Source organism: Paenibacillus flagellatus (assembly GCF_003217775.1).
Taxonomy (GTDB): Bacteria; Bacillota; Bacilli; order Paenibacillales; family NBRC-103111; genus Paenibacillus_AB; species Paenibacillus_AB flagellatus.
Window position 1 is genome coordinate 101,846 of sequence record NZ_QJVJ01000006.1, and the last position, 22,346, is coordinate 124,191.

Below are 22,346 nucleotides of genomic sequence, written 5' to 3' on the forward strand. Positions count from 1 at the left end.
AAAACATACGTCCCTTCCATCGGCAGTGCTTGGTGCGACCCGGCCTCTACGGGTTCGCCCAAAGCCGCAGCAAGTAGTCGGCGTCGGCCGCCAAGGCCGCCTTCGCCGATTCGGACACGTGCTGACGCATCGGTCCGTTGTTCAGATGCATCGCATACCGCTCCAGATGGCTCGACGCTTGCTTGACCGAGCCTTTGCCGTAATGATGCTTCGCCTGCTCCAGGGCGTTGCGCAGCTGCGGCACGAGCGGGCCGCGGACGTCGCCCGCCGCGATGAACCGCTCCGTCAGCGCCCCGATCGAGTCGAGGCTCGTCGTGACGCGGACGGTTACGTCCGCCGCGACCGTATGGCCGGCCGCATCCGCCGCCTCGACCCGGACGATGTGGGCGCCGGGCCGGCCGGACCAGTCGACGACGGCCGAATCGGCATACGTGCCGTTGCCGTAGACGGCGTCCGTCACCGTCATCGATCGGACGGCCACGCCGGACAGCGGGTCGGTTACGGTCAGCTCGAGACGCACCGGCTCGCCGTCCTCGACAACGACGGTTCCCTCCGCCGCCGGAATCCCGTTCGCCGTCAGTACGAACGCCGGAGCGTCCCGGTCGATCGGGATCTCGACCGACTTCGCCGCCTCCGTCTCGCCCCTATCGTTCACCGAACGATAGTGCACCGTATGCCGGCCGCTGTCCGCCAGCACGATCGGCTCGCCGTAAGGCGACCACGCTTCGCCTCCGTCCAGGCTGTATTCGGTGCGCGATACGCGGGCCGGGTCGCCGTAGACGTGCAGCGTCACCGTGACGTCGCCCGTATACCACCCGTTCGTCTGCGGCCCGGCGACGGCCGCTTCCGTCACGGGGACGCTCGCTTCCGCCGACAGCGGGATGCGCAGAGCGGCGCCCGGGGCGATGTCGTAGACGTAGCCTTTCGAAAAATCGTTCGAATCGACGAATCTGCGCACGAGCGTCGCATCGCCGATGTCGAGACGGTACCGGCCGCCGCCGAGCGGCGTCACGCTGCGGATCGCATAGACCGCGTTGCGTTCCTTGTCGTTCGCGACGTACGCCGTGCGGCCGGCCAGCGCCGACGGGTCGACGCCCTGCAGGTCGAGCTCGGCGACGATTTCGTTGCCGACGGCCAGCTCGCGGGTGAAGTCGACGACGGCGCCCTGCAGCGCCCCGGCCGAGCGAAGCGGCGTTTCGCCGATGCGGCCGAACGTCGTGCCGTCGTTCAGGTAAACGTGCATCGTGCGGCCGTCCTTCTCCGAGTAGACGCCGAAGAAGCCGCGGAATTCGAGCTTGCCGTCGATCGTATACGTCGCGGACGCGTCGGACGCCTGCACGATGTAGTCGGTGCGGCCGTTCGCCAGCTCCACCTTGATCGCGCGCACGCCGTTATCGGTCGAGGTATCGACCGGGACGCCGTCCCGCTTCACTTCCGCCTCCGCGATCGAGCGGACGTACCGCTCTCCCTTGTACGGCTCGAGCACCGACGTGAACAGGCTGTCCAGGTTCGCGCCGGTCCGGTGGGCGAGCATGTACCGCAGCTGCTGCGGGTTGCCCGGCTTGTTGCGCGGCGGCACGCCGTTCGCCAGCGCGACGTCGTCGACCGGGCCGAGCATCGTCAGCCGCAGGTGGACGTCCGTCTCCGCGCCGGCGCCGCGGCCGAATACGTTCCACGTATCGTTCGCCTTCCAGTCGACGCTGAACGCGCCCGTCGGCGATCCGTCGCGCTCCACGTCCTTCAGCCAATGGAAGCCGCTGCCCATGTAGCCGGCTCCCTCCACGTCGTCCGCCCGCTGGCCGAACGCGACGTTTGGTCCCGCGTACGTGCCGGTCGGCTGCGCCGTCAGCGCCAACCCTTCGGTCGACACGGTCCCCTCCGGCCCGTGGAAGCTGTAATGGTGGTCGCTGCCGCCCTTCACGCGGAAGAAATCGACCGTGTACGAATGCTCCGCGTCGACGCGGATCGTCGCCATCGTCCGCCGGTATCGCTCCGTCTGCGGATACGGCTTCGGCGCCTCCACATCGACGAGCTTCACCTGCTCCGTCTCGTCGTAATGGTGCGGCAGCCCGACCCATTGCGTCTGCTGCTTGCGCTTGTCGACGACGACCGTATTATGGCTCACCGTGTTGTTGACCCATTGCGCGCGGTGCATGTCGACGTTGTCCGCGAACTCGGGGTAGCCGAGATCGGGGGCGAGATCGAGGCCGTACGCGTGCAGCCCGATGTTGAGCGTGTCGCGGTGGCCGTGCCCGGAGCTTCGCCCGTAATACATGTACGCGTCGCGCAGCGTGTTGCGGGCCGCATCCGCCTTCGCCGCTTCCTCGGCGGTCAGCAGCTGCAGCTCCGTGACGCCCATCTTGTAGTTGTTGGCCGACGCGTTGCGGCCGCTGTTCTCGAACGATATCGTATGCTCGCCTGCGGACAGCGTCATCACTTGAAGCAGCTCCGGATCTTTGAGCGTGCCGAAGAAGTCGATCTCCTTGACGAATTGCCCGTCGATCGACACGCGGTAGATGCCGTACGAGGCCGCCCGGAACGGCTTCAGCCGCACGTGATACGTATCCGTGCGCGGCGCTTCGAACCGGAACCCGATGCTGTGCCCCGGCGTCGTCGCCTCGAGCTGCACGGTCGCCGTCGATGCGTACGTGTTGTACGCCGTGCTGGCCGACGTCACCGCAAGCTGCGGGAAGCCGTAGTTCGTCCCGTATTTCCGCTTGTCGTTGTCCCCGTCCCGCAGCGCCGTGAAGCCGTAGCCCGTCAAGTTCGACGAGCCGAGGTCGAGCGGTCCGTGCTCCTCGATGACGGCTTCGATATCGCCTGCGACGCGCTCCGGGTCGGCGGAGAAAATGTCCCCGTGAATGCCGTCCGCGCTGTTGTTGTTCAGAAAATGCGCCAGCTGGGCGAAGATCGGGTCGCCGTACGCCTCGAACGCCTTGATCATCTGCGCCGAATCGAGTCCGCTCAAGCCCGGATTGCCGGTCATCTCCGAGTCTCCCGTCGGCGGCATATATTTCTCCGAAAGCAGGAGCGGGTACATGGCGTGGAACATTTTCCGCAGCTTCACGTTATCGTACAGGTCGGCCTGCGGGTATTTGTCGTAGCCGTACAGCACGTCCGCCACTTGCAGGAAATTGTTGAGCCACAGCCGGTTGTAGCCCGGCGCCGACTCGTTGCCGTGGCCGTCCCGGTCGACGTCGTTGACGAGCGACGCCAGCAGGTTGCCTCCCGTGACGCGCCACGGATTGGCGACGAGACCGCCCGCTTGGTTGTTGAAGTCGAGCCATTCCTTCGTGTCCGGGAACGTATCGAGCACGACCGCCGCCATCGCCAGCGCGCTTTGATGCATGCCGACGTTGCCGCGGATTTGGCTCGCCTTCACGCCCGGGAATACTTGCCGCACGATGCCTTGCTCGGCGTTGCGGCGAAGGCCGGTGCCCGAATGTTTCCACGACAGCTTGTGCTCGCGGCCCTTCGCGCTCAAGAAGGCGATCGCTTCCGGGTCGTCCATGGCCGGGTAAAAGGCGTCGTACGCGCTCAAAAAATCTTTCACGAGCGACGTTTCCCAGATCGAACCGACCGCCTTGCCCGTACCGGTCCCTTGGGCCGACTGCAAATAGATCGTCGGGTCGTACGCCGACGCGTCCAAGCTCGGATAAACGTCGGCGATCCGGTCGAGCAGGACGATGCCGGCGCGGGCGTACCGGATATCCCCCGTAAAGACGTACGCGTCCCGCAGGCTGCGGACGGCGCGCTGAATGATGCCGCTGCTGTACCACAAATGCCAATGGACGTAATACGAAATGAACGTATACCGGTTGCCCTTGTCGTCCACCCACCCGTATCCGTCGTCGACGCCCCACGTCGGGCCTTTCTCCGGATACAGCGTATTGACGAGCAGGCTGCGGTCCGCCCGCTCGGGCCGGAAAACGCCTTGTTCGTCGAGCCCGCTCCGGTAATACGCGCCGAAATCGTTCGTCGGGAACTTGTAGCCGCTCGACGGGTCGACGATTTTCCACGGCTCGCCCACCGGGTCGGCCAAATACGGGTAGTTGCCGTACTTGTCGATCTCGCGTCCGGTGACCGGGCTCCCCATCACCTGATTGACCCCGTAGCTGCGCGGCAGCGTCTGCGGCGGCACGATATTCCACAGAAACTCGTAGCCGAGCGCGACGAACGGATCGGCGGAAGCGGCGGCCGCGTCCCGGATCGATTTCGCCCAATCGTAGCGGGCGGCGTTGTCGCGCGCGTTCGCCACCTTGGCGGGCGTGTAGATCGTGCTGCGCGTTTTGTCGCTTACGAGCGGCTGTACCGTAACGGTCGCGCTGCCGGTGCGCGTCGTCCCGCCCAGCGTGACGGTCGCGGAGACGACCGCTTGTCCGGCGGCCTTCCCTTCGATCGTCCCTGTCAAAGGATCGATGCCTGCGATGCCGGCGCTATCGGTCGCAAAGGCGAACGTCGCGCCCGTCAAGTCCGCCTCCGTCCCGTCGTCGAACTTGCCCGTGACGACGGTTTTCGCATATTCGTCGACGGTGATCGTCGCCTTCTCCGGCCTCACCTCGACCGAGGCGAGCGTCTTCGGCGTGACGACGACGGAAGCCTGCCCTTCCGCCGTACTGCCGTTGAACGTGACGGACGCCCTCACGACGGTCGCGCCGGTCTTCAGCCCGGTCAACACCCCTTGCGGAGAAACGGAGGCGATCGACGGATCGTCCACGGAGAAGACGGCGTTCGCCTGCGACAAGTCGGCCGGCGTGCCGTCGGTCAGCTTGCCGGACAGCGCGATCCGCGACGCGCCGCCCACGAACAGCTCGGGAGGATCGAGCGCGACGGCGACCTCGGCCAGCCGCCCGTCGGACACCGTGACGGTCGAGGAGACGGAAGCGTTCCCCTGGTCGGACGCGAGCGACGTCGTAATCGACGCCGTGCCGCGGCCGATCGCGCGGATCGTCCCGTAGACGTCGACCGTGACGACCGACTCGTCCCCGCTCGCGTAGCCGAAACGCGGGTTCGTCACCGCCGTGCCGTCGGACATCGAGACGGTCGTGCGCATCGTCGCCGTCTCGCCCGGCAGCAGCAGCGTCTTGGACGGCTCGCTCGTAAGCCGCAGCTCCGCCGGCCCCGGCATCGGGACGAGCGTCAGCGCGCTTGCATACATCGAGTAATTGCTGCCCGTCGTAGCGGCCGGATTGCGGCCGACGACCGTCAGCGTCAGCACGTGGCCGCCCGCTTCGAGCCATACCGTCTTCATCGGCGTATCCGGCCCGAATCGGCTGCCGGGGTCGTAGAAGTCGTACCGCCCGATCGGGGCTCCGTCGACCGACAGCTCCCCGATGCCGGATTTGAAATACAAGTAGCCTTGAAACGAAATCAAATAATGGCCGGACGCCGGCACCGTGAACTGGAACGATCGCGCTTGCCCGATCGCGGTCGCCGAAATGGCCGCCCCGTACGCCTTGTTGCGAGTCGTCGCCGGCGCGGCGGTCAAATCGCCGAGCGCGAACAAGCCGCCGCTCCCTGAAAACGCATCCAAGAAACTGTAGCGTACGGCCGGAGCCGGGGCGCCGTCGGCCAAAGCCCCGAGCGGCAGCAGACCGGCGACGAGCAGCGGCACGAGCAGCAGGCCGATCGCCCGGCGCATCGCTCGGCCCGCGAACCGGGACGTGCGTGAATGGAATGATCGCATCACTTCACTCCTTCTCCTCTTAGATATGGTTTGGGCACGATCCGGTACGGATGCGCAGCCGCCATTATTATAAATAGAAATACAGGTGTTAAACAGGGACATTTTTGCCTCGAATTTGTACAAAACGGACTTCTCCGCGCCGGATACACCCTGCTTCGCTCCGGCAAAACGTGCTAAGATGGAAGAAGAAGCGGCCCGAAGCCGAGCCGTCAGAACGGGAGGTGCAAGCGTGATTCACGACCATCCGAACGACAACCCCTCGGTCCCGTATCGCCGAACGATTCATATGCCCGACATGGATTCCGCCTTCCGCGTATTCCAGACGCATTGGCGGGTGACGAAGCCGCATTGGTCGCGGCCGCTGCACGAGCATCCGATCTTCGAGCTGAACCTGGTGCTGGACGGCGGGCAGGACGTGCTCGTCGGCGATGCCGTCCACCGGATGGGTACGGGAGACGTGCTGTTGATCCAGCCCGGCGTTCCGCACCGCGTCACCGGCACGCACGGTCGGGACGTGACGTATTTCGCGATTCATTTCGACGTCGAGGACTACATGTTCCGAGCGATCTTGAGCCGCTACCGGTGCGGCCACCATCCGTACGGCTCCCGGACGGAGCGGGAAATCCGCGGGCCGCTGCGCGACCTGATCGACCTGCTGAAGTCTTACGAGGGCCGCGACTTGTCCCATCCCGCTCCGCGGCTCAAGCTGATGTCCCGCGCGTTCGACCTGTTCGCGGCGCTCGGGGGAGCGGAGCCGTCCGAGCTGCTCGCACGGGGCGGCCGGTCGGACGGCTTCCTGGCGGCGTGCCGGATGGCCGATCAAATCGACAAGGCGGTGAAATCGGGCGGCGCCGATGCGGACGCGCTCGACCTGCGCATCGCGCAGCTGGCGGAGAAGCTCGGCTACGACCGGTCGTACCTGTGCCGCGTCTTCCGCGGCACGTTCGGCGTTTCCCCGCGCAAATATTGGTCCAGCGTCACGCTTCATCACGCCCGTCTGGAGCTGATGAACGACAGCCAGTCGATGGACCGGATCGCCGAGAAGCTCGGATTCCGGGACGGCGCCCATTTCAGCAAGCAGTTCAAGCGCTGGACGGGCACGTCGCCGACCGAGTACCGGCAGCGTCAGCAGACGATGTTTTCGGCGGATTGATCGTAAGCGCTTCCTTCCATTGAACCCGTCGCCTTCACCGTCTTCGTATCGCTCGGAGGCGAATGCCGTACCGCGGACGAAGCGTGATGGACGGCTCGAGCACCGCTTCGCGGCCGTCGGCCGGCTCGAAGCGGTACGTTTGCGCGATCGACGCCAGCAGCAGCGTCGCTTCCGTCATGGCGAAGCCGCTCCCGATACAGACGCGCGGACCCGCTCCGAACGGGAAATAGACGTAAGCGGGCAAGCTTTTTTCGAACGATGGGCTCCAGCGGTCCGGCCGGAACGATTGCGGATCGGCGAAATGGTCGGGGTGCCGGTGCATGACCCACTGACTCAGCGCCACTTCGCAGCCGGCCGGCAGCCGGTAGCCGTCGATCGATACGTCCTCGACGGGCTCCCGCGAGATAAACCATACGGGCGGGTACAGCCGCATCGACTCCTTGATGACGGCTTGCGTATAAGGGAGCCGCGGTATGTCCGCGAACGCGGGCTCCCTGCCCTCCAGGACGCGATCGAGCTCCGCCGCCAGCACCTCTCCTGCGGCCGGATGACGGGCCAGCGCGTACAGCGTCCACGACAGCACGTTGGCCGTCGTCTCGTGACCGGCGAGGAACAGCGTCATCGCCTCGTCTCTCAGCTGCTCGCCCGTCATTCCGGTACCGTCGTCGTCCCTCGCTTGCAGCAGCATCGACAGCAGGTCGCCCCTGTCGCGATTTTCTTCCCGTCTCCGCTCGATGATGCCGTAAACGATCCGGTCCAGCTTCTCGACGCTTCGCTTCAGCCTCGCGTTTCCCGGCAGCGGCAGCGGGAACGGCACCGTCTCCAAGAGGCGTCGAACGACGCTGGCGTACTGCTTGACGTATTCGCGAAACACCCGATCCATCGATTCCGCCACTTCGTTCGAGCCTTCGCCCGGATCGTACAGGTCGACGTCGAACAGCGTCTTGCCTACGATCTCCATCGTGCATCGCATCATGTCCGCGTGAACGTCCCGAACTTCATCCTTACGCCAGCCGGCGAGCATCCGCTGCGCATACGCCGACATTACCGCCGCGTACCCTTCGATCCGATGCTGGTGGAAGGCCGGCTGGGACAATCGCCGCTGCCGGAGCCAGAAGCTTCCTTCGCTCGTCACCAAGCCGTTCCCGAGCACCAAGCTCAAAATGCGGTCCCGCTGGTAGCCTTTGACGAACAGCTTCTGGGTGTTGGTCAACACGAATTGAACGTGCTCCGGCCGGCTCAGCAAGTACGTATCCCGCCCTTTCTCCAGCTCGAGCTTCACGACCGGCCCGTATGTCCGGGCGCACGTTTCGAAAAAGCGAAGCGGATTCGCTCCCATCTCGAGCAAGTTTCCGAGCACGGGGATCGGCTTCGGCCCCGGCACGTTCGTATTGGACGTCGTCATTCGCTTCCCTCCGTTTCCGATGGCTTTGCGCTTGCCGCCTAATTAGGGTCATACCAGCCTTCTTCGAACTCAATCCGTTCCTCCAGCCCGCCGATCAGCTCCATCGGCTCGAACAGCTCTTCGATATGATAGACGCCCGGCGGGCAAACGCCCACGTAGAGCCGTTCCGCCACGGCGGCCGCCACCGCTCCCGTCACCGCATGCTCTTGTCTCCCGCGCACCGAGCATTCGTACCGGACCGGGCGCCCGGCTTGCGTCCCTTCCGCGCTCGCTTTCGCCACGCAGACGTCGGACCCCCAACGGAGCCGCTCGAACGTTCGAACCGCCGCCCGCCGAACCGCGCGGCAGCGCAGCAGCCGAAACGCGCCCGCTTTCTTGAACGCGGCGAGAAGGCGGGTCGCCGACCGCGAGTCGAAGCATATCCGCGTACTCACCGTACGAATCCCGAGCGTGTCCGGCAGCGAGAACTGATCGGCGAAAGGAAACCGATACGCCATTCTACGTCCCCGAATTCCGGGAAATGCCGTTTTTTTCCCGTCCTCGAAGCTGTTCGCTTCGGTTCGCCCCCCTTGCGCCGTCACGTTGAAACGGGCTTCCATGTTGTCCGCCATCCATTCGATCGCCGCCCGCCCGTGCTTATCGCCCAACCCCAGCATCAGGAAGATGTCCGCAGATCGGACTTCGTCCAACGATTGCACGCACCGTTTGACGAGCAGATTCGTCAAGCCGGGGGCGAGTCCCACACTCAAGACCGCAGTCGATCGCGGTCGCCCTTTTCCTTCGCCGCCCAGCTTACGGACGCGCGCCAAAAAGCCGGCGGAAGCGGAAATATCGACATAATGAACGCCGAGCTCCAGACACCTTGCCACGAACGACGTATCGTCCTGGTCCAGGCACATGACGACGAGTCCGGTTCCTTCCGGCAAGCCGACGGACGAGCCGTCGCGGACGTCCATCTGCAAGGGCAGCACGTCGCCGTCCGTCGACGAGGCGAACGCCGCCGCTTTCGCCAAGCTTCGGCCGGCGGCGTATACGCGGCCCGGGAACCGTCGCCCGAGAAGGCGGCAGACGACGCAGCCCGCTTGACCGTAACCGCCGACTACGACGATGATGTCTTTCATGCCAGAGCCCTCCGTCATTTGGTATAGTAACTAAACCTTTTCAGCAAAAAAAATTAGTCTTCCAGCGATTCGATCAACGTCCGGAGACCTTTCTCGAATATGTCGATCTCCGAATCGCTCAGCCGCGCGCGCAGACGTTCGTAAAATCGGTCATGGACGTCCTCGTGCGCCCGGAAAGCCTCCTTTCCCTTTTCGCTCAGCGTCAGGACGGTCGCCCTCGAATCGTGCGGATGCGGCGAACGCGTCAGCAGCTCCTTCTCTTCCAGACGGGAGACGATTTGGGTGACAGCCCCTTTCGTTACGCCGAGCCGGCCGGCGAGCTCGCTCATCCGGACGCCGCCTTCGTCGCCGATCGCTTCGATCGTATGAATTTCGCTCGGCGTCAGCAAGCCGGCGTCCCCGAACCGTTTCGGGTGCCGCTCGAGCCGCCGAAGCTGCATAATTAGCCTCCCGATATGGCGGCTGCCCGTGTATTCGGGGGCGGTTGACGGATCGTGTTTTCGTTTCATATCATTAGTTTAGATACTAAACTTTCTATTGTCAACCGCGTCGATACGCGAAACGGCCGCCCCGCTTCGGACGGCCGCTCCATCTGTTATCGTCAATACGTATGCCGCTCGATCGTCTCCGCCAGCAAGTGCGCGATCGCGTCCGGCCCGCCGTTCAATTCCGCGGCGCCGAGTCGGAGCACCTGCTTCCGTTCGTCCATGTCGAACGCCTGCTCGAGAAAGCCGGTCAGCCCGCGCGCCCGCCGGTCGACCTCGACGAGAACGTCCAGCCCGCCGGGGCGGGGGAAGAAGACGAGCTCGAGCTCCGTCATCCGGCTCCCGTACCCGTGCCCGGGATAAAACTCGAACTCCTGCACGAACGGGACGCCTCCCCGGCCGTACCGGGCGTATTCGCAGCGCGCGCTCTTCAGCCGGCAGCCGAGCCGTTCCGCCGCGGCGAGCACCGTCTCCGCATGCGGGTGAGGGCGGACGCGAATCGCGTCGTCGTCGCTCGGGTCGACGGCCATTTCGATGTCGAGCCCCGTGCGCAGCCATACCGGCTGCCCGCCGATCGTCGCCGGCGTGTCGACGGGCAGCTCGAAGGCGAAAGGCACTTCCACGCTGTCGTTCGCCCGCAGCGTCATCCGGTCGGAAACGCGAATTTTGGCCAACGCGTAGTTTTCGGTATATTTCCGGTCGTCATGCTCCTTGACGTATTGCGTCATCACCAGGATATAGATGCTGCCGATCTCCTGCTCGACGCTGCCGCCCCGAATGTGGACGACGCCCCGCACCTCTTCGCCGGGCGCGTACTCGCCCCGCTCCAGCTTCGTATCCACCTTCGCTCCGCCGATCCCGATACTGGCCAGCATCCGATTGAACAAAGACATTGCCATCCCTCCCGATAATCGTAACCGTTTCAAAACGCTTATACGGAGAAGAGTCGGTGCGGTTTCAGCGGAAGCGGGGAGGCGGCCGTTCGCCTTCCCACGGCGGTACCCGAATGCTGGCGCCGGGCGCCGCCTCGTTCGCCGGGAAATCCTTGTACAGCCATAGCTCCGGCGTATCGCGAATCCCTCCGGGAATCCGCAGCTCGAAGCTTCCCGGCGGGAACCGGTCCGACGCAACGTACAGCCGGCTGCCGTCGACGCGGGCTTTGTCGATCGGGGCGAACCGATGGGCCCCCCCGTCCGCGCGAAAGCCGATCAGCTCGCGGCTCAGCCGGACCGGATCGATGCGGATCCGCTTGTTGAACGAAATCATCGCCTCGCGAGCACCCGTTCGCGATGCCAGTACCGGTGTCGGGCGCTCCTCGTACATCGCGCCGCCGATATGGTATTCGTAGGCGGTCCAGGACGCGTACCCCGATGCGGCCGCCGTCGCGGCGAACGTCTCCGTCCAAGCGCGGCTGCGGATCATGTTCCTCGACGAGCCGACGTCCGCCTGCACGGCGATCGGCACGTCGGGATGACGTCTCCGGATGTCGCGGACGAACGGCTCGTAGCGCCGGACGTAGTCCGCGGGAAGATCGGGATTGCCCCAATCCGGCCAATGCGTCTGCAGCACGTGAAGGTCCGGCTTGACGGCCGCGATCATCGAGGCGGCGTCGTTGCCCTGCATGTCCGCCAGCCGGCTTACCGAATCGGGTCCGGCGTCCACGGCCAGCGACCACGTCGCCACCGCGATGTCCGGGCGGGTGCGGCGGGCGCCTCCTTCCCCGTTGATGACCCGGTCGAGGAAGCCGTTCACGGCGTCGATGCGAAACCGGACCCATTTCCGATACGTGTCCGGGTCGTTCTTGTAGTAGCGCGGCGACGAGGTCCGGACGAACTCCGGCATCTCCAGCCCGTACCGCCGGCGAAACGCCCGCTGCGCATAGGGTCCGACGTCTCCGTACACGCCGCTTTCGAGCCCGTTCCATTCGGGGAAGTACGGCTCGGCGATTTCGATGCCGTCGAACGGGCAGTCGGCCAGCATGGCGGTGATCGTTTTCGTTTTCCATGCCACGAAGTCGTCGTTGAAATACGAGAACCGCCGATAGCCGTCGTCGACCGGCCGGAGCAGCTTCATTTGCCAGTCCGGCCATTCGTCCGGGTACCCTTCCGTGGAAAACGAACCGTTGCCGAGCACGAGCGCCCAGACGAACATACCCCGCTTCCGAAACGCCTCGATCAGCTTGCGGTTCACCTTCCTCTCGTTGACGACGAAGTAGCGGACGACCGGAAAGCCGGCCAGCCGGATTTCCTCCGCCACGCTGTCGGGCGATCGGTTGGCATAGTACGGGAACAGCGGGTCGACTTGAATGGTCGGACCGGACAGGCCGCCCGTCCGGGGGCGCGTTGTTGCCGCCATAAGCGCATCCCTTCCTTCTACATCGGATGATTCCTCGTAGAAGATCATACGATGCGGCGCCCGGCCGCTATGCACGAAATATCCGTTCCGACCGAGCCGGTCAAATATGGTTATATCGCGGAAGTCCGGCGATTAGAGGACGGGAGACGGCTAATCACGGCGCCTCGAACGCCGAGACGTCCAGGACGTCCAGCCCGTACTTGCCGGACGGCGCGGGCTCCCGGCTCATCCATTTGCCGTTCGTAAAATCGGGAAAGGCGACCGGCTGGCTGCCCAACGCGACGGATTGCTCCGACAGGACGGTCACCGCCATCCAGGCGGCGGCATCGTACACGTCGATCGGCGGAGCCGTCTGCCGCCGCAGGCTCTCCACGAAGGAGCGCAGGCACAAATAATCCATCCCGCCGTGCCCTTCCCGGACGCCATGAGCCGTGTACCATTTCCACAGCGGGTGCTCGTATTCGGCCATATAATCGTCGAAAGGCTCCCACGTATGGGCGGGGCTTCGCCCTTCGAGATGGATCGACCGGTTGTCTTCCATCCAAATGCCTTTCGTCCCCTGTACCCTGCCGGCTCTGGAGTACGGCCGGGGGAGCGTCGTATCGTGGATGACGGCAATCGTCTCGCCGCCCGCGCACCGGATCATCGTGGTGACGATGTCGCCCAAAGCCGCGTCCGCCTTCGCCGCCGGATGCTCCGGCCCCAGATGGCGTTCCGTCCAGGCGGCCAGTCCCCGCGCTTTGGACGACATGGAAGTCAGGCTCACGAACCGGTTCCCGCGGTTGATCCCGAGCAGTTTGGCGATCGGGCCGATCCCGTGGGTCGGGTACAGATCGCCGTTGCGGTTCAAGTAATGCCGAAGACGGTAATGCCGATTTTCGCTTCCTGTCGCGACTTCCTTGCGCAAATCGTGCTCGTACCCGCACTGGCAGTGAACGAGCTCTCCGAACAAGCCTTGCCGGACCATGTTCCAGACCGCCAGCTCGTGACGTCCGTAGCAGCAATTTTCCAGCAGCATGAAAGGCGCCCCGGTCCTCTCCGCCGTTCGCACCAATTCCCACATGTCCTCGAGCGACAGCGCCCCTCCGACCTCGCAGCCTACGGCTTTCCCTGCATTCATGGCCACTATCGCAATCTCCGCGTGGCTCGTCCACGAGGTCGAGACGATCACGCCGTCCAGATCGTCCCGGGCAAGCAGCTGCCGGTAATCCTCGTATCGTTCCGCAGCCGCCCGGCCCGATGCGGCGATCCGTTCCGCCCCCCGGCACAGCCGATCTTCATACCGGTCGCATATCGCCGGGACGTCCACATCCTCCATCCCGAGCAGCTGATTCAGCAGCCCGTATCCGCGGCCGCCCAGCCCGATCACGCCGAGCCTCGCGTTCCGTTCCGCAAGCTTGTTCAACTCGCTCCCCCCCCCCCCTGATATGCCCGCTGCCGGACAGCGGCCCCGGCAAGCGATGTCCCCGGTCGGACGGCAAGCCGCTTCCGCCGTCTTACCGAGGACACCGTCTTCCTTACTTCTTGGCCTTCTCCTCCAGCAGCATCTTGTTGATCTCTTCCTCGGCCTTGCTCAGCGCGGAGTTGACGTCCATGCTGCCGCTGTCGTATTCCTTGAAATATTTGCTCGCGATCGACTCGGACTTGGACCGGTACGGCGACGAGAGCGGATACGGAACCGGCTTGCTCTTGAATATGCTTTGCAGCTGCTTGCCTTGAAGGAAAGGGAGCCCCGTTCCGAATGCGGCCCGGACCGTCTCGCTTTTCAGCGGCGATACCTTGCCCTGCTTCGAGCTCTCCAGCTGCACCCGATCCGAAGTCGCCGCCCGGATGACCTGCATCGCCTCGTCCGTATGCTTGCTCGTCTTCGTCACCATGATGACGTTCACGCTGGCGTTTCCGTAGATGTTCGGGCGCTCGGGATAGCTCGGGTATTGGACCACGTCCCAGTTCAAGCCGTTTTGGCCGGCGGACTCGAGCTGCGAGAATAAGTTCGTATAGCCGATCATCGCCAGCGTCTTGTCTTTCAGAAATTGGTCGGCGGCCGTCACGGTGCCGGGCTCGTTGCCGGGGATCGAGTAGAACGAATGAACGAGCTCGAATACCTTTCTCCACTGCTCGTTGTTGATCGACGATTTCCCGGTCTTGTAATCGTCCGCCTGGATGCCGAGCGGCTGGTAAATCCAGGAGATGCCGGCGCCCGGATCGAATCCGCGGTATTGCGTATTGCCGTCCTTGCGGGTCACCTTCTTGGCCAAGTCGACCACCTGGTCCCAAGTCATGCCGTCCTGCGGGTAGGCGACCCCGAATTTGTCGAAGATGTCCTTGTTGTAATAAAGGGCGTGGAAGTTCGTCCCGTAAGGGATGCCGTACAATTCGCCCTTGTCGGAAAATTTGCGGACGTCGTCGATCATTTGCGGATCGAACCGGCTCAAATCGATTTGATGCGTCTTCGCCAGTTCGGTCATGTCGCGCAGCAGCTCGCGATCCGCATAGGTGGACAGCCGTCCGTTATACGTAAAGATCAGATCGGGTACGGTTCCCGCCGCGATCAGTTCGTTCAACGTGTTTCCTTTGGTCGGCTGGATGATGTTCAGCGTGATGTTGGGACGGCTCGCCTTGAGCTCTTCCTGAATGAGCTTCTCCAAAGCGGGATCAATGATGACGGCATCGATCGCCGCGGTCAGCGTGACCGGCTCCGTAGCTGTTTTCGGCGTCTCGCCCCCTTGCTGAGACGGTGCGTCCGACGTTCCCGCGCCTTTGCCGCATCCGGCCAAAGCGAGCGTGACCGCCAGCAGCAAGGCGACGGCGAAAGCCAACGTTCCATTGCGATCCGACTTTCCTTGCGCAACCTTCATTCGAGGATGACCTCCCTTTTTTCGTTGTTGCCGTGAATCCGCTTCGTCAGACGCATCGAATTTCGAACACTCGGGCATGATCCAATCCGTTGGTGGCGACCACTTCCAATCGGAGTTTCCGAAACCCGCGCAGCTCCACGTCGAAGTCCAGCTGCCGCGAATAATTGTCCCGCACGTGCGCGATTTCCCCGAAGCCTTCGCCGGTGTCGGCCAGCAGGCGGAATTCCTTCAGCGTTTCCGGCTGCGCCCCCCATGCCATTGTTTGAAAGTGCATGTCGGAATGGGTCAGTGCCAGATGCCGATGCAGTCCGCCGTCCAGCACCAGCGTAATCCGCTTCAAAGGGACGGCCTCCTCCCAGTGCATCTCCAGCCATGGCGCCAAATCCGACGGGTCGGACATCCAGCGGTGCGTGCCCGGCACGGCCAAGTCCGGCCGAACGCCTTTCGGTCCGTGCACGGATCGGACGTGGCCGTCTACGATCAGGGCGGCCCGGCCTTCCTCCTGCTCGGAGGAGGCGACGATGCGGGCATCCGCGGCGAGGTTGCGGTCTTCCAGCCGGATGCCGGGGAGATAGGCCCCCTGCCGAAGAAGCTGCTGCTGCGTCTCCTTCACAATCGCCGCGTCCCGCCATGCGTCGCCGATCGGCTTGCCGCTGCGGAGGGCGACGGCGGCGAACGTGCCCAGCCCTTCGCCCATCAAGGCGCAGGTGGCCATGACCCGAGTGCTGGAGAAGGCGATATGGGTGGCCGACATGTTGCGGCCGGCAAACAGGAGATTGTCGATATTGAGGCTGACCAGCGACCGCAGCGGGATGCCGTACAGATAAGGCGTATAAGGCGCCTTGTTCGGCTTCTCGCCCGTCGCCTCGATGCCGGCGGGATGATGAACGTCCATCGGCCAGCCCCCGTACGCGATCACATCGTCGAAATGGACCGCCTCGACCAGGTCGCTTTCCTTGAGCACGTACTTCCCGACAAACCTTCGCGATTCCCGCTTGCCGGGCACGAACCCGAACCAATCGAGCGCCCAGTTGGCCGAATCCGGGTGATGGCCGCTGTTTTTGATATGGTCCCAGATGCCCAGCATGATCGCCAGCAGCTCGTCGCGAATCGTCTCGTTGTCCTTGACGGTGTCCAGCATGCCGCCGAATTCGACCCACCAGTAGCCGTATTCCCAGGTGTCGTGCCGACGGAACTTCAGATCGTCCTCCGTGAACTTGCGCGCCCACTTCGGCGGTACGAAATGCATCGGCCGCCCCATGTCCCGGGACGTGAACAGGAGCGAGGATCCCAGCCTGTACTCGTCGCGCCGTTCCTCGGCCACCGTCTCACCGAATTCGGCCGCCGCCTCCCGGCCGGTCGTATAGACCGCTCCGGCCTCATGCCCCAGCCTGCCGTCGCCGGTGCAGTCGGCGTACAGCTCGGCCTCGATTTCGAAGAAGTCCTCCGTGCTTTCCCGGTTCGCATATACGGAAACGATGCGGCTTCCGTCCATGCGCGCTCCGACGACCGCCGTGTTGAGCATCAGCGTCAGATTGGGCTCGGCGCGGCATTTCTCGTAGAGGATCAGATCGAGCATGCTGGCGCTGCGCTGCGGATTGCGCACCGCGCACTCGAGCAAAATTTCCTCAATGATGCCGCTCTCGCGCGATTCGGTCTGAAGCGCCTTCCCCCGGACCGACGAGCCGCTGATGTTCATGCGAATTTCCGAAGAAGCGTTGCCGCCCAGGACGGGGCGGTCTTGGACGAGGATCGCGGCGGCCCCGTTGCGCGCAGCGGCGATGGCGGCGGCAACGCCGGACATCCCCCCTCCGGCGATCAGCACCTGCGTGCGCAGCAAGGTCCGTTCTCTTGCCGGTGTTACCGTCATGTCGAATCTCTCCCTTGTATCGTTCGCCCGCACAAAGCGCTGCGGGCTCTCTTTCTTTTGGCCGAACGATCCGGTATTCTTATCGAAGACCCATACATTCCGCGATAAGGGTGAGCCAAATGCCTTCCTACCATCCCCAGGAGCTTCTTCCTCATGTCGTCACCTTGGTCGACTGGCGCGACAAGGCCCGTTTCGAGAAGGACGAGGACCAGAGTCCGCTGTGGGTCCTGTTCGCCGTCGAATCCGGAAGCTTCCGCTTCGAGCTCGAGAAGCACCGGGGGAATGCGGAGAAAGGCAGTCTCGTGCTCTGCCCGCCGAACACGGTATTGAAGCGTGTCATGCTTCGTCCTTCCTCGTTCCTCGTGCTGTACTTCACCTGGCGCAGCGAGACCGGCGAAGAGATTCGGGGCGACGAGCTTCTGCAGCCGAACCCGACCGGGCTTTCCGTCATGACGGATAAGCAGCGCTTCGCCAGCAATTGCGGGTATTTGCGCCTGCTCAAATCCCGAATGGACGCCCCGTCCGTCGCCAGACGGAACTTCCTGCTTCAGGATCTGTGGCACCAGTACGGCTGGGAGTGCGAGACCAGCCGGCGACGCACGACGCCCGTGTACGACGACCCGCTCATGGACGAGGCCAGAACGATTCTGACTGAAAGCGCTTGCCATCCGCTCGGCCTGGGCCAGCTGTCCGACCGGCTCGGTCTGAGCACCGTCCAGCTTAGCCGAAGATTCCGCCGCAAGTTCGGCGTCAACCCGAGCGAATTCGTCAGCGAGCTGAGGCTCGACAAGGCGTGCGCCCTGCTGGCGGAAACGGGCCTGACGCTCGATGCGATCGCGGCGGAATGCGGCTACGCCAACGGTTACTACTTGAGCCGCGTGTTCTCGCAGAAGATGGGAATCAGCCCCTCGGAATACCGGAAAGCCCACCGGATCTGATCGCCGCTTTCGCATGCCCGCGGGCTGCCGCAAGCTGTCGGATATGGCAGGACACGGTCGCGGCGATCGTCCGGTTTATACTTGCCTTCATCGTATCAGGTTCCGGAATCGCGTTTGAATACACGAATCGATCAACGGGCATATCTTTTTCTTCACCTGGCTGCGGCTTACGGAGCGGAAATTTCCTCCACCGTCAGATCGTCAAACCAGGCGGAACCGTCCGCGGTCGTATCCGACTTCAGAAACACTTGCACATACCTCGCGGTCGAAGACGGCGCGATCGACAGCTCGTAATGCGTCCAGTCCGTATCGGCCAGCGTCTCCCGCCACGTGTACTTGACCGTGGACACGCGATCTTCCTTGACCTGCCTGAGTCCGATCGACACGCCGCCGGCCGCGGAGCCGTTCTTGACCCAACCCTTGAGCGCATACGGGCTGCCGGGCACGACCGGGATCAGGTCCGAGACGATGTAGTTCGATGCATTGTTCGGATCGGCCGCCAAGGAGACGGCGTGCTGCCCGCCATGGACGACATCCTGTACCCACAGTCCTTGACGCATCAGCCATCCGGCCGGGGCGGTCCCCTGGGACGTCGCCTGCTCGAAGCCCGGGTTGACGAGCAGATTGCTGTCGATCACGATCGGCAGCGAAACCGACCTTGCGAGCTGACCGTCGGCGAATATCCGAATCGTCGCTTCGTAAACGCCGTCGGTGACGGTCGTCGGAACGTATACCGTACCGGTGACGGTCGTTTGGCCGAATGCAGCCAAATGGGCCGATGCGGCAAGCTGCATGGTCACGCCCGAAGGCAGATCGGGCTCGATCTCCACCGCGAGCTCGCGCGCCGCGTTGTTCGACAGCTGCAGTTCGAACGGGAACGCGCCGCCCCGGTTGGAGGCGATCGAAGCCGGAGCCGCTTCGGCGTCGAGCACGAATTCGGGTTCGACCGGTATCTCGTCCACATACAGATCGTCGAACCAGGCCGGTCCGTCCGTGAGCGTGTCCGACAGCAGAAACACCTGCACATACTTGGCGTTCGCCGCCGGCGTCAGCTCCAGTTCGTAGGATGTCCAGTCCGACAGGGGCTGCGCCGATTTCCACGTGTAGTTGATCGTGGACGCGCCGTCCTCCTTCACCTGCCTCAGCCCGATCGACGCGCTTCCGGACGAGGAGCCGTTCTTCACCCATCCTCGAAGCGCATATTTGTAGCCGGGCTTGGTCGGAATCAAGCCCGAAGCGATCACGTTCCACGTATTGGCCGGGTCCGGCAGCAGCGATACGGCATATTGTCCGCCGTGCTTCTCGTCCTGCGTCCATACGCCGTCGCGCATCCCCCAGCCGTTCGGCGCCGTTCTCGCCGGCGAAGCCGTTTCGAAGCCCGGGTTGGCGAGCAAGTTTTTGCTGATGTTGACCGTCACCGGAACCGTCCGGACGACATGCCCGTCCGCGGACACGTCGATGGCCGCCTCATTGGCGCCGTCGGCCGCGTTCTCCGGAACGTATACGGTACCGGTTACAGTCGTGCTGCCATTCGCCGGCAGCGGCAAGGAGGCCGGAAGATCGATCGTCATGCCTGGCGCCAAATCCGGGTCGAGCGCAACGTTCAGCGCTCTGGCGATGCTGCTCGAGATCGTGACGGCGAACGGGAAGGCGCCGCCTTCCTTCGCGTCGAACGACGCCGGAACCGTTACGGCATCGAGCAGGTCCGAATAATCGGCATAGACCGACTTGCCGACGGTAATCCGCGTTCCGGGCCTGTCGGCATATTCGAATGCGATGACGGCTTGCAGCCGGTAGCGGTCCTCCGGCACTGCGACGCCGATGCCGAAGTCGAACGTATCCGCGGTTCCCTGACCTCCGCCGATCGAGGAGAACGCTCGGGTCTGCTGCGGCAGTCCGAACGGCTCCGGAAGCCGCAGCTCGACTTGAACGTCCTGTATCGCGTTTGCCGTCCCGTTGTGCAGCGTAACGGCCAGCTCGTTCGGCTCCTGCTGCCCGTAGATCCGCCCGGCGGCCAACGTCAAGTCGGCACGCACGTTCGCAGCCGCGATCGGCGCGAGCAGCTCCCGGATCCGATCGAGCGCGTTCAGCATCTCTTCCTTCGTGCCGCCGGCGCCGTTAAGCTCGGCCCAATTCGTCAAATCGTCGGCCGTGCTCCAGGCGTCCAGAGCGGCCTCGATCGCGTCGCCGATGGCGGACGGTGTGCCGGTCAACGCGGCTTCGGCCGCATCCAGCCCGGCGAAAAGCTGGCTGAAGGTCGACACCCAGAACGGCTCGGTCGACAGCCCGGCCGCTTCGTCGGCCTCGCCGATCGCTTGGCTTACCATCGTCGCGAACGGCACGATCCGGTACAGGAGCGACTGCTCGGGACCGAGCCCGATCGTCAAGCTGTCCGACTGTTCGTCCAGCGTGGAGCGGGAATCGCCGTACAGCAGCTCGGCGCGATAGCCCGTTGTCCCGAGCGGCACGGTCGCCGTGCGGACTGCGCCGCTCGTATTGACGACAGCCGCGTAAAGCTCGTCGCCGTCCTTCCACAGCGTCCAGCGAACGTCGGTCGCCTGACCGGCACCCAGCCGTTCCCCTTCGGTGATCAGCCGCCCGAACAGCTCGAGCTCGTCCCGGAACTTGACCAGTCCGGGCCAAAGCTCGGATTGGCGAAGCGCGAAGCCGTCTTCGTTGAAGGAGTAATAGGCGAGTCCTTGCCCGCCGCTCAGCAGCGACTGGTACGCCATGTTGCGCAGCTCGCCGATCGTGGGCAGATGCGTCCAAACCGGCGGATTGTACATCGCCTGCAGAACGTTCCATACCGGCTTTCCTTCTCCGGCGGCCTGCTTGGCCAGCGCCGTCCGCTCGCCGACGATCGAGATCGGGAAGAACGGCAGCGGGTAGACGTCGGTCGCGAGGATGTCCGTCACTTGAGCGACCGTTTCGTAGGCGTCGGCCGGGGCCTCCACAAGGTAGGCCGGATGCGCCTTGTCGATCGAACGGATGATGCGGTAAGCTTCGGCCAGCTCCTCCTGCGATTTGTTGTTCTGCACCGGCTCGTCCATGATCATCCAAGCGAGCACCGCCGGGTGATCCTTCAGCTCCGTCACGAACTGCTCGATCATCGCGTAGTTTTCCTGCACGTTCATGTTGTAATAGAGCGGGACGAGCACGCGAAGCCCGTTCTGCCAGGCCGCATCGAGCGTTCCCCGCATCGTCTGGACTTTGTTCGTCACGCCGCCCTGCACCGTATTGACTCCGGCTTCGGACAAGTACGGATAATCGGTTTGCCGGACGTGATAGGCGGCGACGGGAAAGAACGGCTCGCCGTTGATCCGGATGTTGCCGTCCTCGCGCAGCATCGTCGGACGGTCGAATCGGTATATCGTCTTCTCCGCCGTCTCCAGCAGCGTTCCGGAGCTGTCGCGCAGGCTCACCTCGACCTTGTACGGCTCCTCCTCGACCATCAGCGTCGGATCGAAGTCGAATGCCAGCGGGGAGGCGGCGCTCGTCAAGCCGTAGGTCGCAATCGACACGCCCGTGGATACGCGGTAAACGCGCGCCTCCGCCTGCTTGCCGGCCGTCTGGCCGTCATGCGGACGGAACGTCGCGGCGACGTGTCCTTCTTCCCATTCCGAGTAGTAGAACAGATGATCCGTCTTCATCTCGATCATCGGAGGAAGCTTCCGCAGCACGAAGGACGCGTCGTCGAAGAAGACGGTGCCCGTGCCGTACAGCCTCAGGAAGACGACGACGATCGTCGCTTCCGGCGGCGCCGTCACCTGCATCTTCAATTGCTGCCAGTCGCCCGTCAAATCGCCCGCGAGCACTTTGTCGGAACGGTCGATCAGATGGCCGGCGCTCGTCCGCTCCTCGCCCTTGTAAAATTCGAGCTTGAAGCCGATGCCGGACCCTTGGACGCCGGTCGCCTTCAGCCAGGCCGACACTTCGTATTCCGCCCCGGCTTCCACCCGGATCTCCTGCGCGATCCACGGATTCGACTGCTGCGTCGTTTGAATTTGGAACCCGTTCGTTCCGGTCCGCGCCGCCGCCGGCGTCAGCGCGAGCTCCGGATTGCTCCAGCCGTTGAATGGGATCCACGGAAGCGGATATCCCCCTTCAGTCTGCTCGAACCCTCCGTTGACCATCAAGTCGTCTCCGACGCCGTTCGCGGCCGCATGCGGTGTCGCTGCCGGGACGAGAAGCGGCGTCAGGACGGTCAGCAGGCAGGCCGTGAGCGCCGCCTTCGCGCCCAGCGATCGGATGTTTCGGAGCGTGTTTCGAATGGACAAGTTCATCGTCTTCCCTCCGATTCGGTTTTTGTGGAAGCGCTTGCAATTTGAGGTGTTTGCAGATACTTGGAGATCGTCAATTCGATGCCTCGATCACCTCCCTTCCTCTTGCGGCTGAGCCGACGGAGCCTCCTTGGCGGAGGCTCCGGGGTTCGTTTGCGCTGCCGAAACTCGGCGACCGGTTCCCCGTTGCTCGTG

Annotated in this window: 12 protein-coding genes; 2 read left to right on the forward strand and 10 right to left on the reverse strand. The window is 63.9% G+C overall.

From position 1 onward, the window contains the following. Window positions 1-46: 46 nt before the first annotated feature. Window positions 47-5,686: an FIMAH domain-containing protein gene (locus DLM86_RS14720; protein WP_110840795.1), complete on the reverse strand. Its 5,640-nt coding sequence runs from the start codon at window positions 5,684-5,686 to the stop codon at window positions 47-49. A gap of 229 nt (window positions 5,687-5,915) precedes the next feature. On the opposite strand from DLM86_RS14720, the gene DLM86_RS14725 reads away from it, so the two are divergent. Beyond that, on the forward strand, window positions 5,916-6,839 hold the full coding sequence (locus DLM86_RS14725; RefSeq protein WP_158289479.1) for a helix-turn-helix domain-containing protein: 924 nt from the start codon (window positions 5,916-5,918) through the stop codon (window positions 6,837-6,839). Window positions 6,840-6,873: 34 nt separating this feature from the next. On the opposite strand, the gene DLM86_RS14730 is transcribed toward DLM86_RS14725, so the two are convergent. The 8 genes from DLM86_RS14730 to DLM86_RS14765 all read right to left on the reverse strand — a co-directional run bounded on the left by DLM86_RS14730 (window position 6,874) and on the right by DLM86_RS14765 (window position 16,933). Further along, window positions 6,874-8,244 (reverse strand): cytochrome P450, encoded by a 1,371-nt coding sequence (locus tag DLM86_RS14730; RefSeq protein ID WP_110840797.1) that lies wholly within the window; start codon window positions 8,242-8,244, stop codon window positions 6,874-6,876. Between the two features lie 38 nt (window positions 8,245-8,282). Next, window positions 8,283-9,365 (reverse strand): saccharopine dehydrogenase family protein, encoded by a 1,083-nt coding sequence (locus DLM86_RS14735; protein ID WP_110840798.1) that lies wholly within the window; start codon window positions 9,363-9,365, stop codon window positions 8,283-8,285. A 53-nt stretch (window positions 9,366-9,418) separates the two neighbouring features. Further along, window positions 9,419-9,805: a MarR family winged helix-turn-helix transcriptional regulator gene (locus DLM86_RS14740; protein ID WP_110840799.1), complete on the reverse strand. Its 387-nt coding sequence runs from the start codon at window positions 9,803-9,805 to the stop codon at window positions 9,419-9,421. A gap of 161 nt (window positions 9,806-9,966) precedes the next feature. After that, window positions 9,967-10,743 (reverse strand): sporulation protein, encoded by a 777-nt coding sequence (locus DLM86_RS14745; protein ID WP_110840800.1) that lies wholly within the window; start codon window positions 10,741-10,743, stop codon window positions 9,967-9,969. A gap of 64 nt (window positions 10,744-10,807) precedes the next feature. After that, entirely contained in the window at window positions 10,808-12,205 is a 1,398-nt protein-coding gene (locus tag DLM86_RS14750) for an N-acyl-D-glucosamine 2-epimerase (protein WP_110840801.1), read from the reverse strand. A gap of 154 nt (window positions 12,206-12,359) precedes the next feature. After that, a complete protein-coding gene (locus tag DLM86_RS14755; protein WP_110840802.1) occupies window positions 12,360-13,610 on the reverse strand; it encodes a Gfo/Idh/MocA family protein in 1,251 nt (416 codons plus the stop codon). 112 nt (window positions 13,611-13,722) lie between these two features. Further along, on the reverse strand, window positions 13,723-15,063 hold the full coding sequence (locus tag DLM86_RS14760; RefSeq protein ID WP_158289480.1) for an ABC transporter substrate-binding protein: 1,341 nt from the start codon (window positions 15,061-15,063) through the stop codon (window positions 13,723-13,725). A gap of 46 nt (window positions 15,064-15,109) precedes the next feature. Next, window positions 15,110-16,933, reverse strand: a complete 1,824-nt coding sequence (locus DLM86_RS14765) for an FAD-dependent oxidoreductase (RefSeq protein ID WP_110840804.1) — start codon at window positions 16,931-16,933, stop codon at window positions 15,110-15,112. 119 nt (window positions 16,934-17,052) lie between these two features. Here DLM86_RS14765 and DLM86_RS14770 point away from each other — a divergent pair, with 119 nt between their 5' ends. Next, complete coding sequence (locus tag DLM86_RS14770; RefSeq protein WP_110840805.1) at window positions 17,053-17,871, forward strand: helix-turn-helix domain-containing protein; 819 nt, start codon at window positions 17,053-17,055, stop codon at window positions 17,869-17,871. A gap of 167 nt (window positions 17,872-18,038) precedes the next feature. Here DLM86_RS14770 and DLM86_RS14775 read toward each other — a convergent pair whose 3' ends face one another. Next, a complete protein-coding gene (locus DLM86_RS14775) occupies window positions 18,039-22,154 on the reverse strand; it encodes a carbohydrate binding domain-containing protein (protein WP_110840806.1) in 4,116 nt (1,371 codons plus the stop codon). Between the last annotated feature and the right edge of the window lie 192 nt (window positions 22,155-22,346).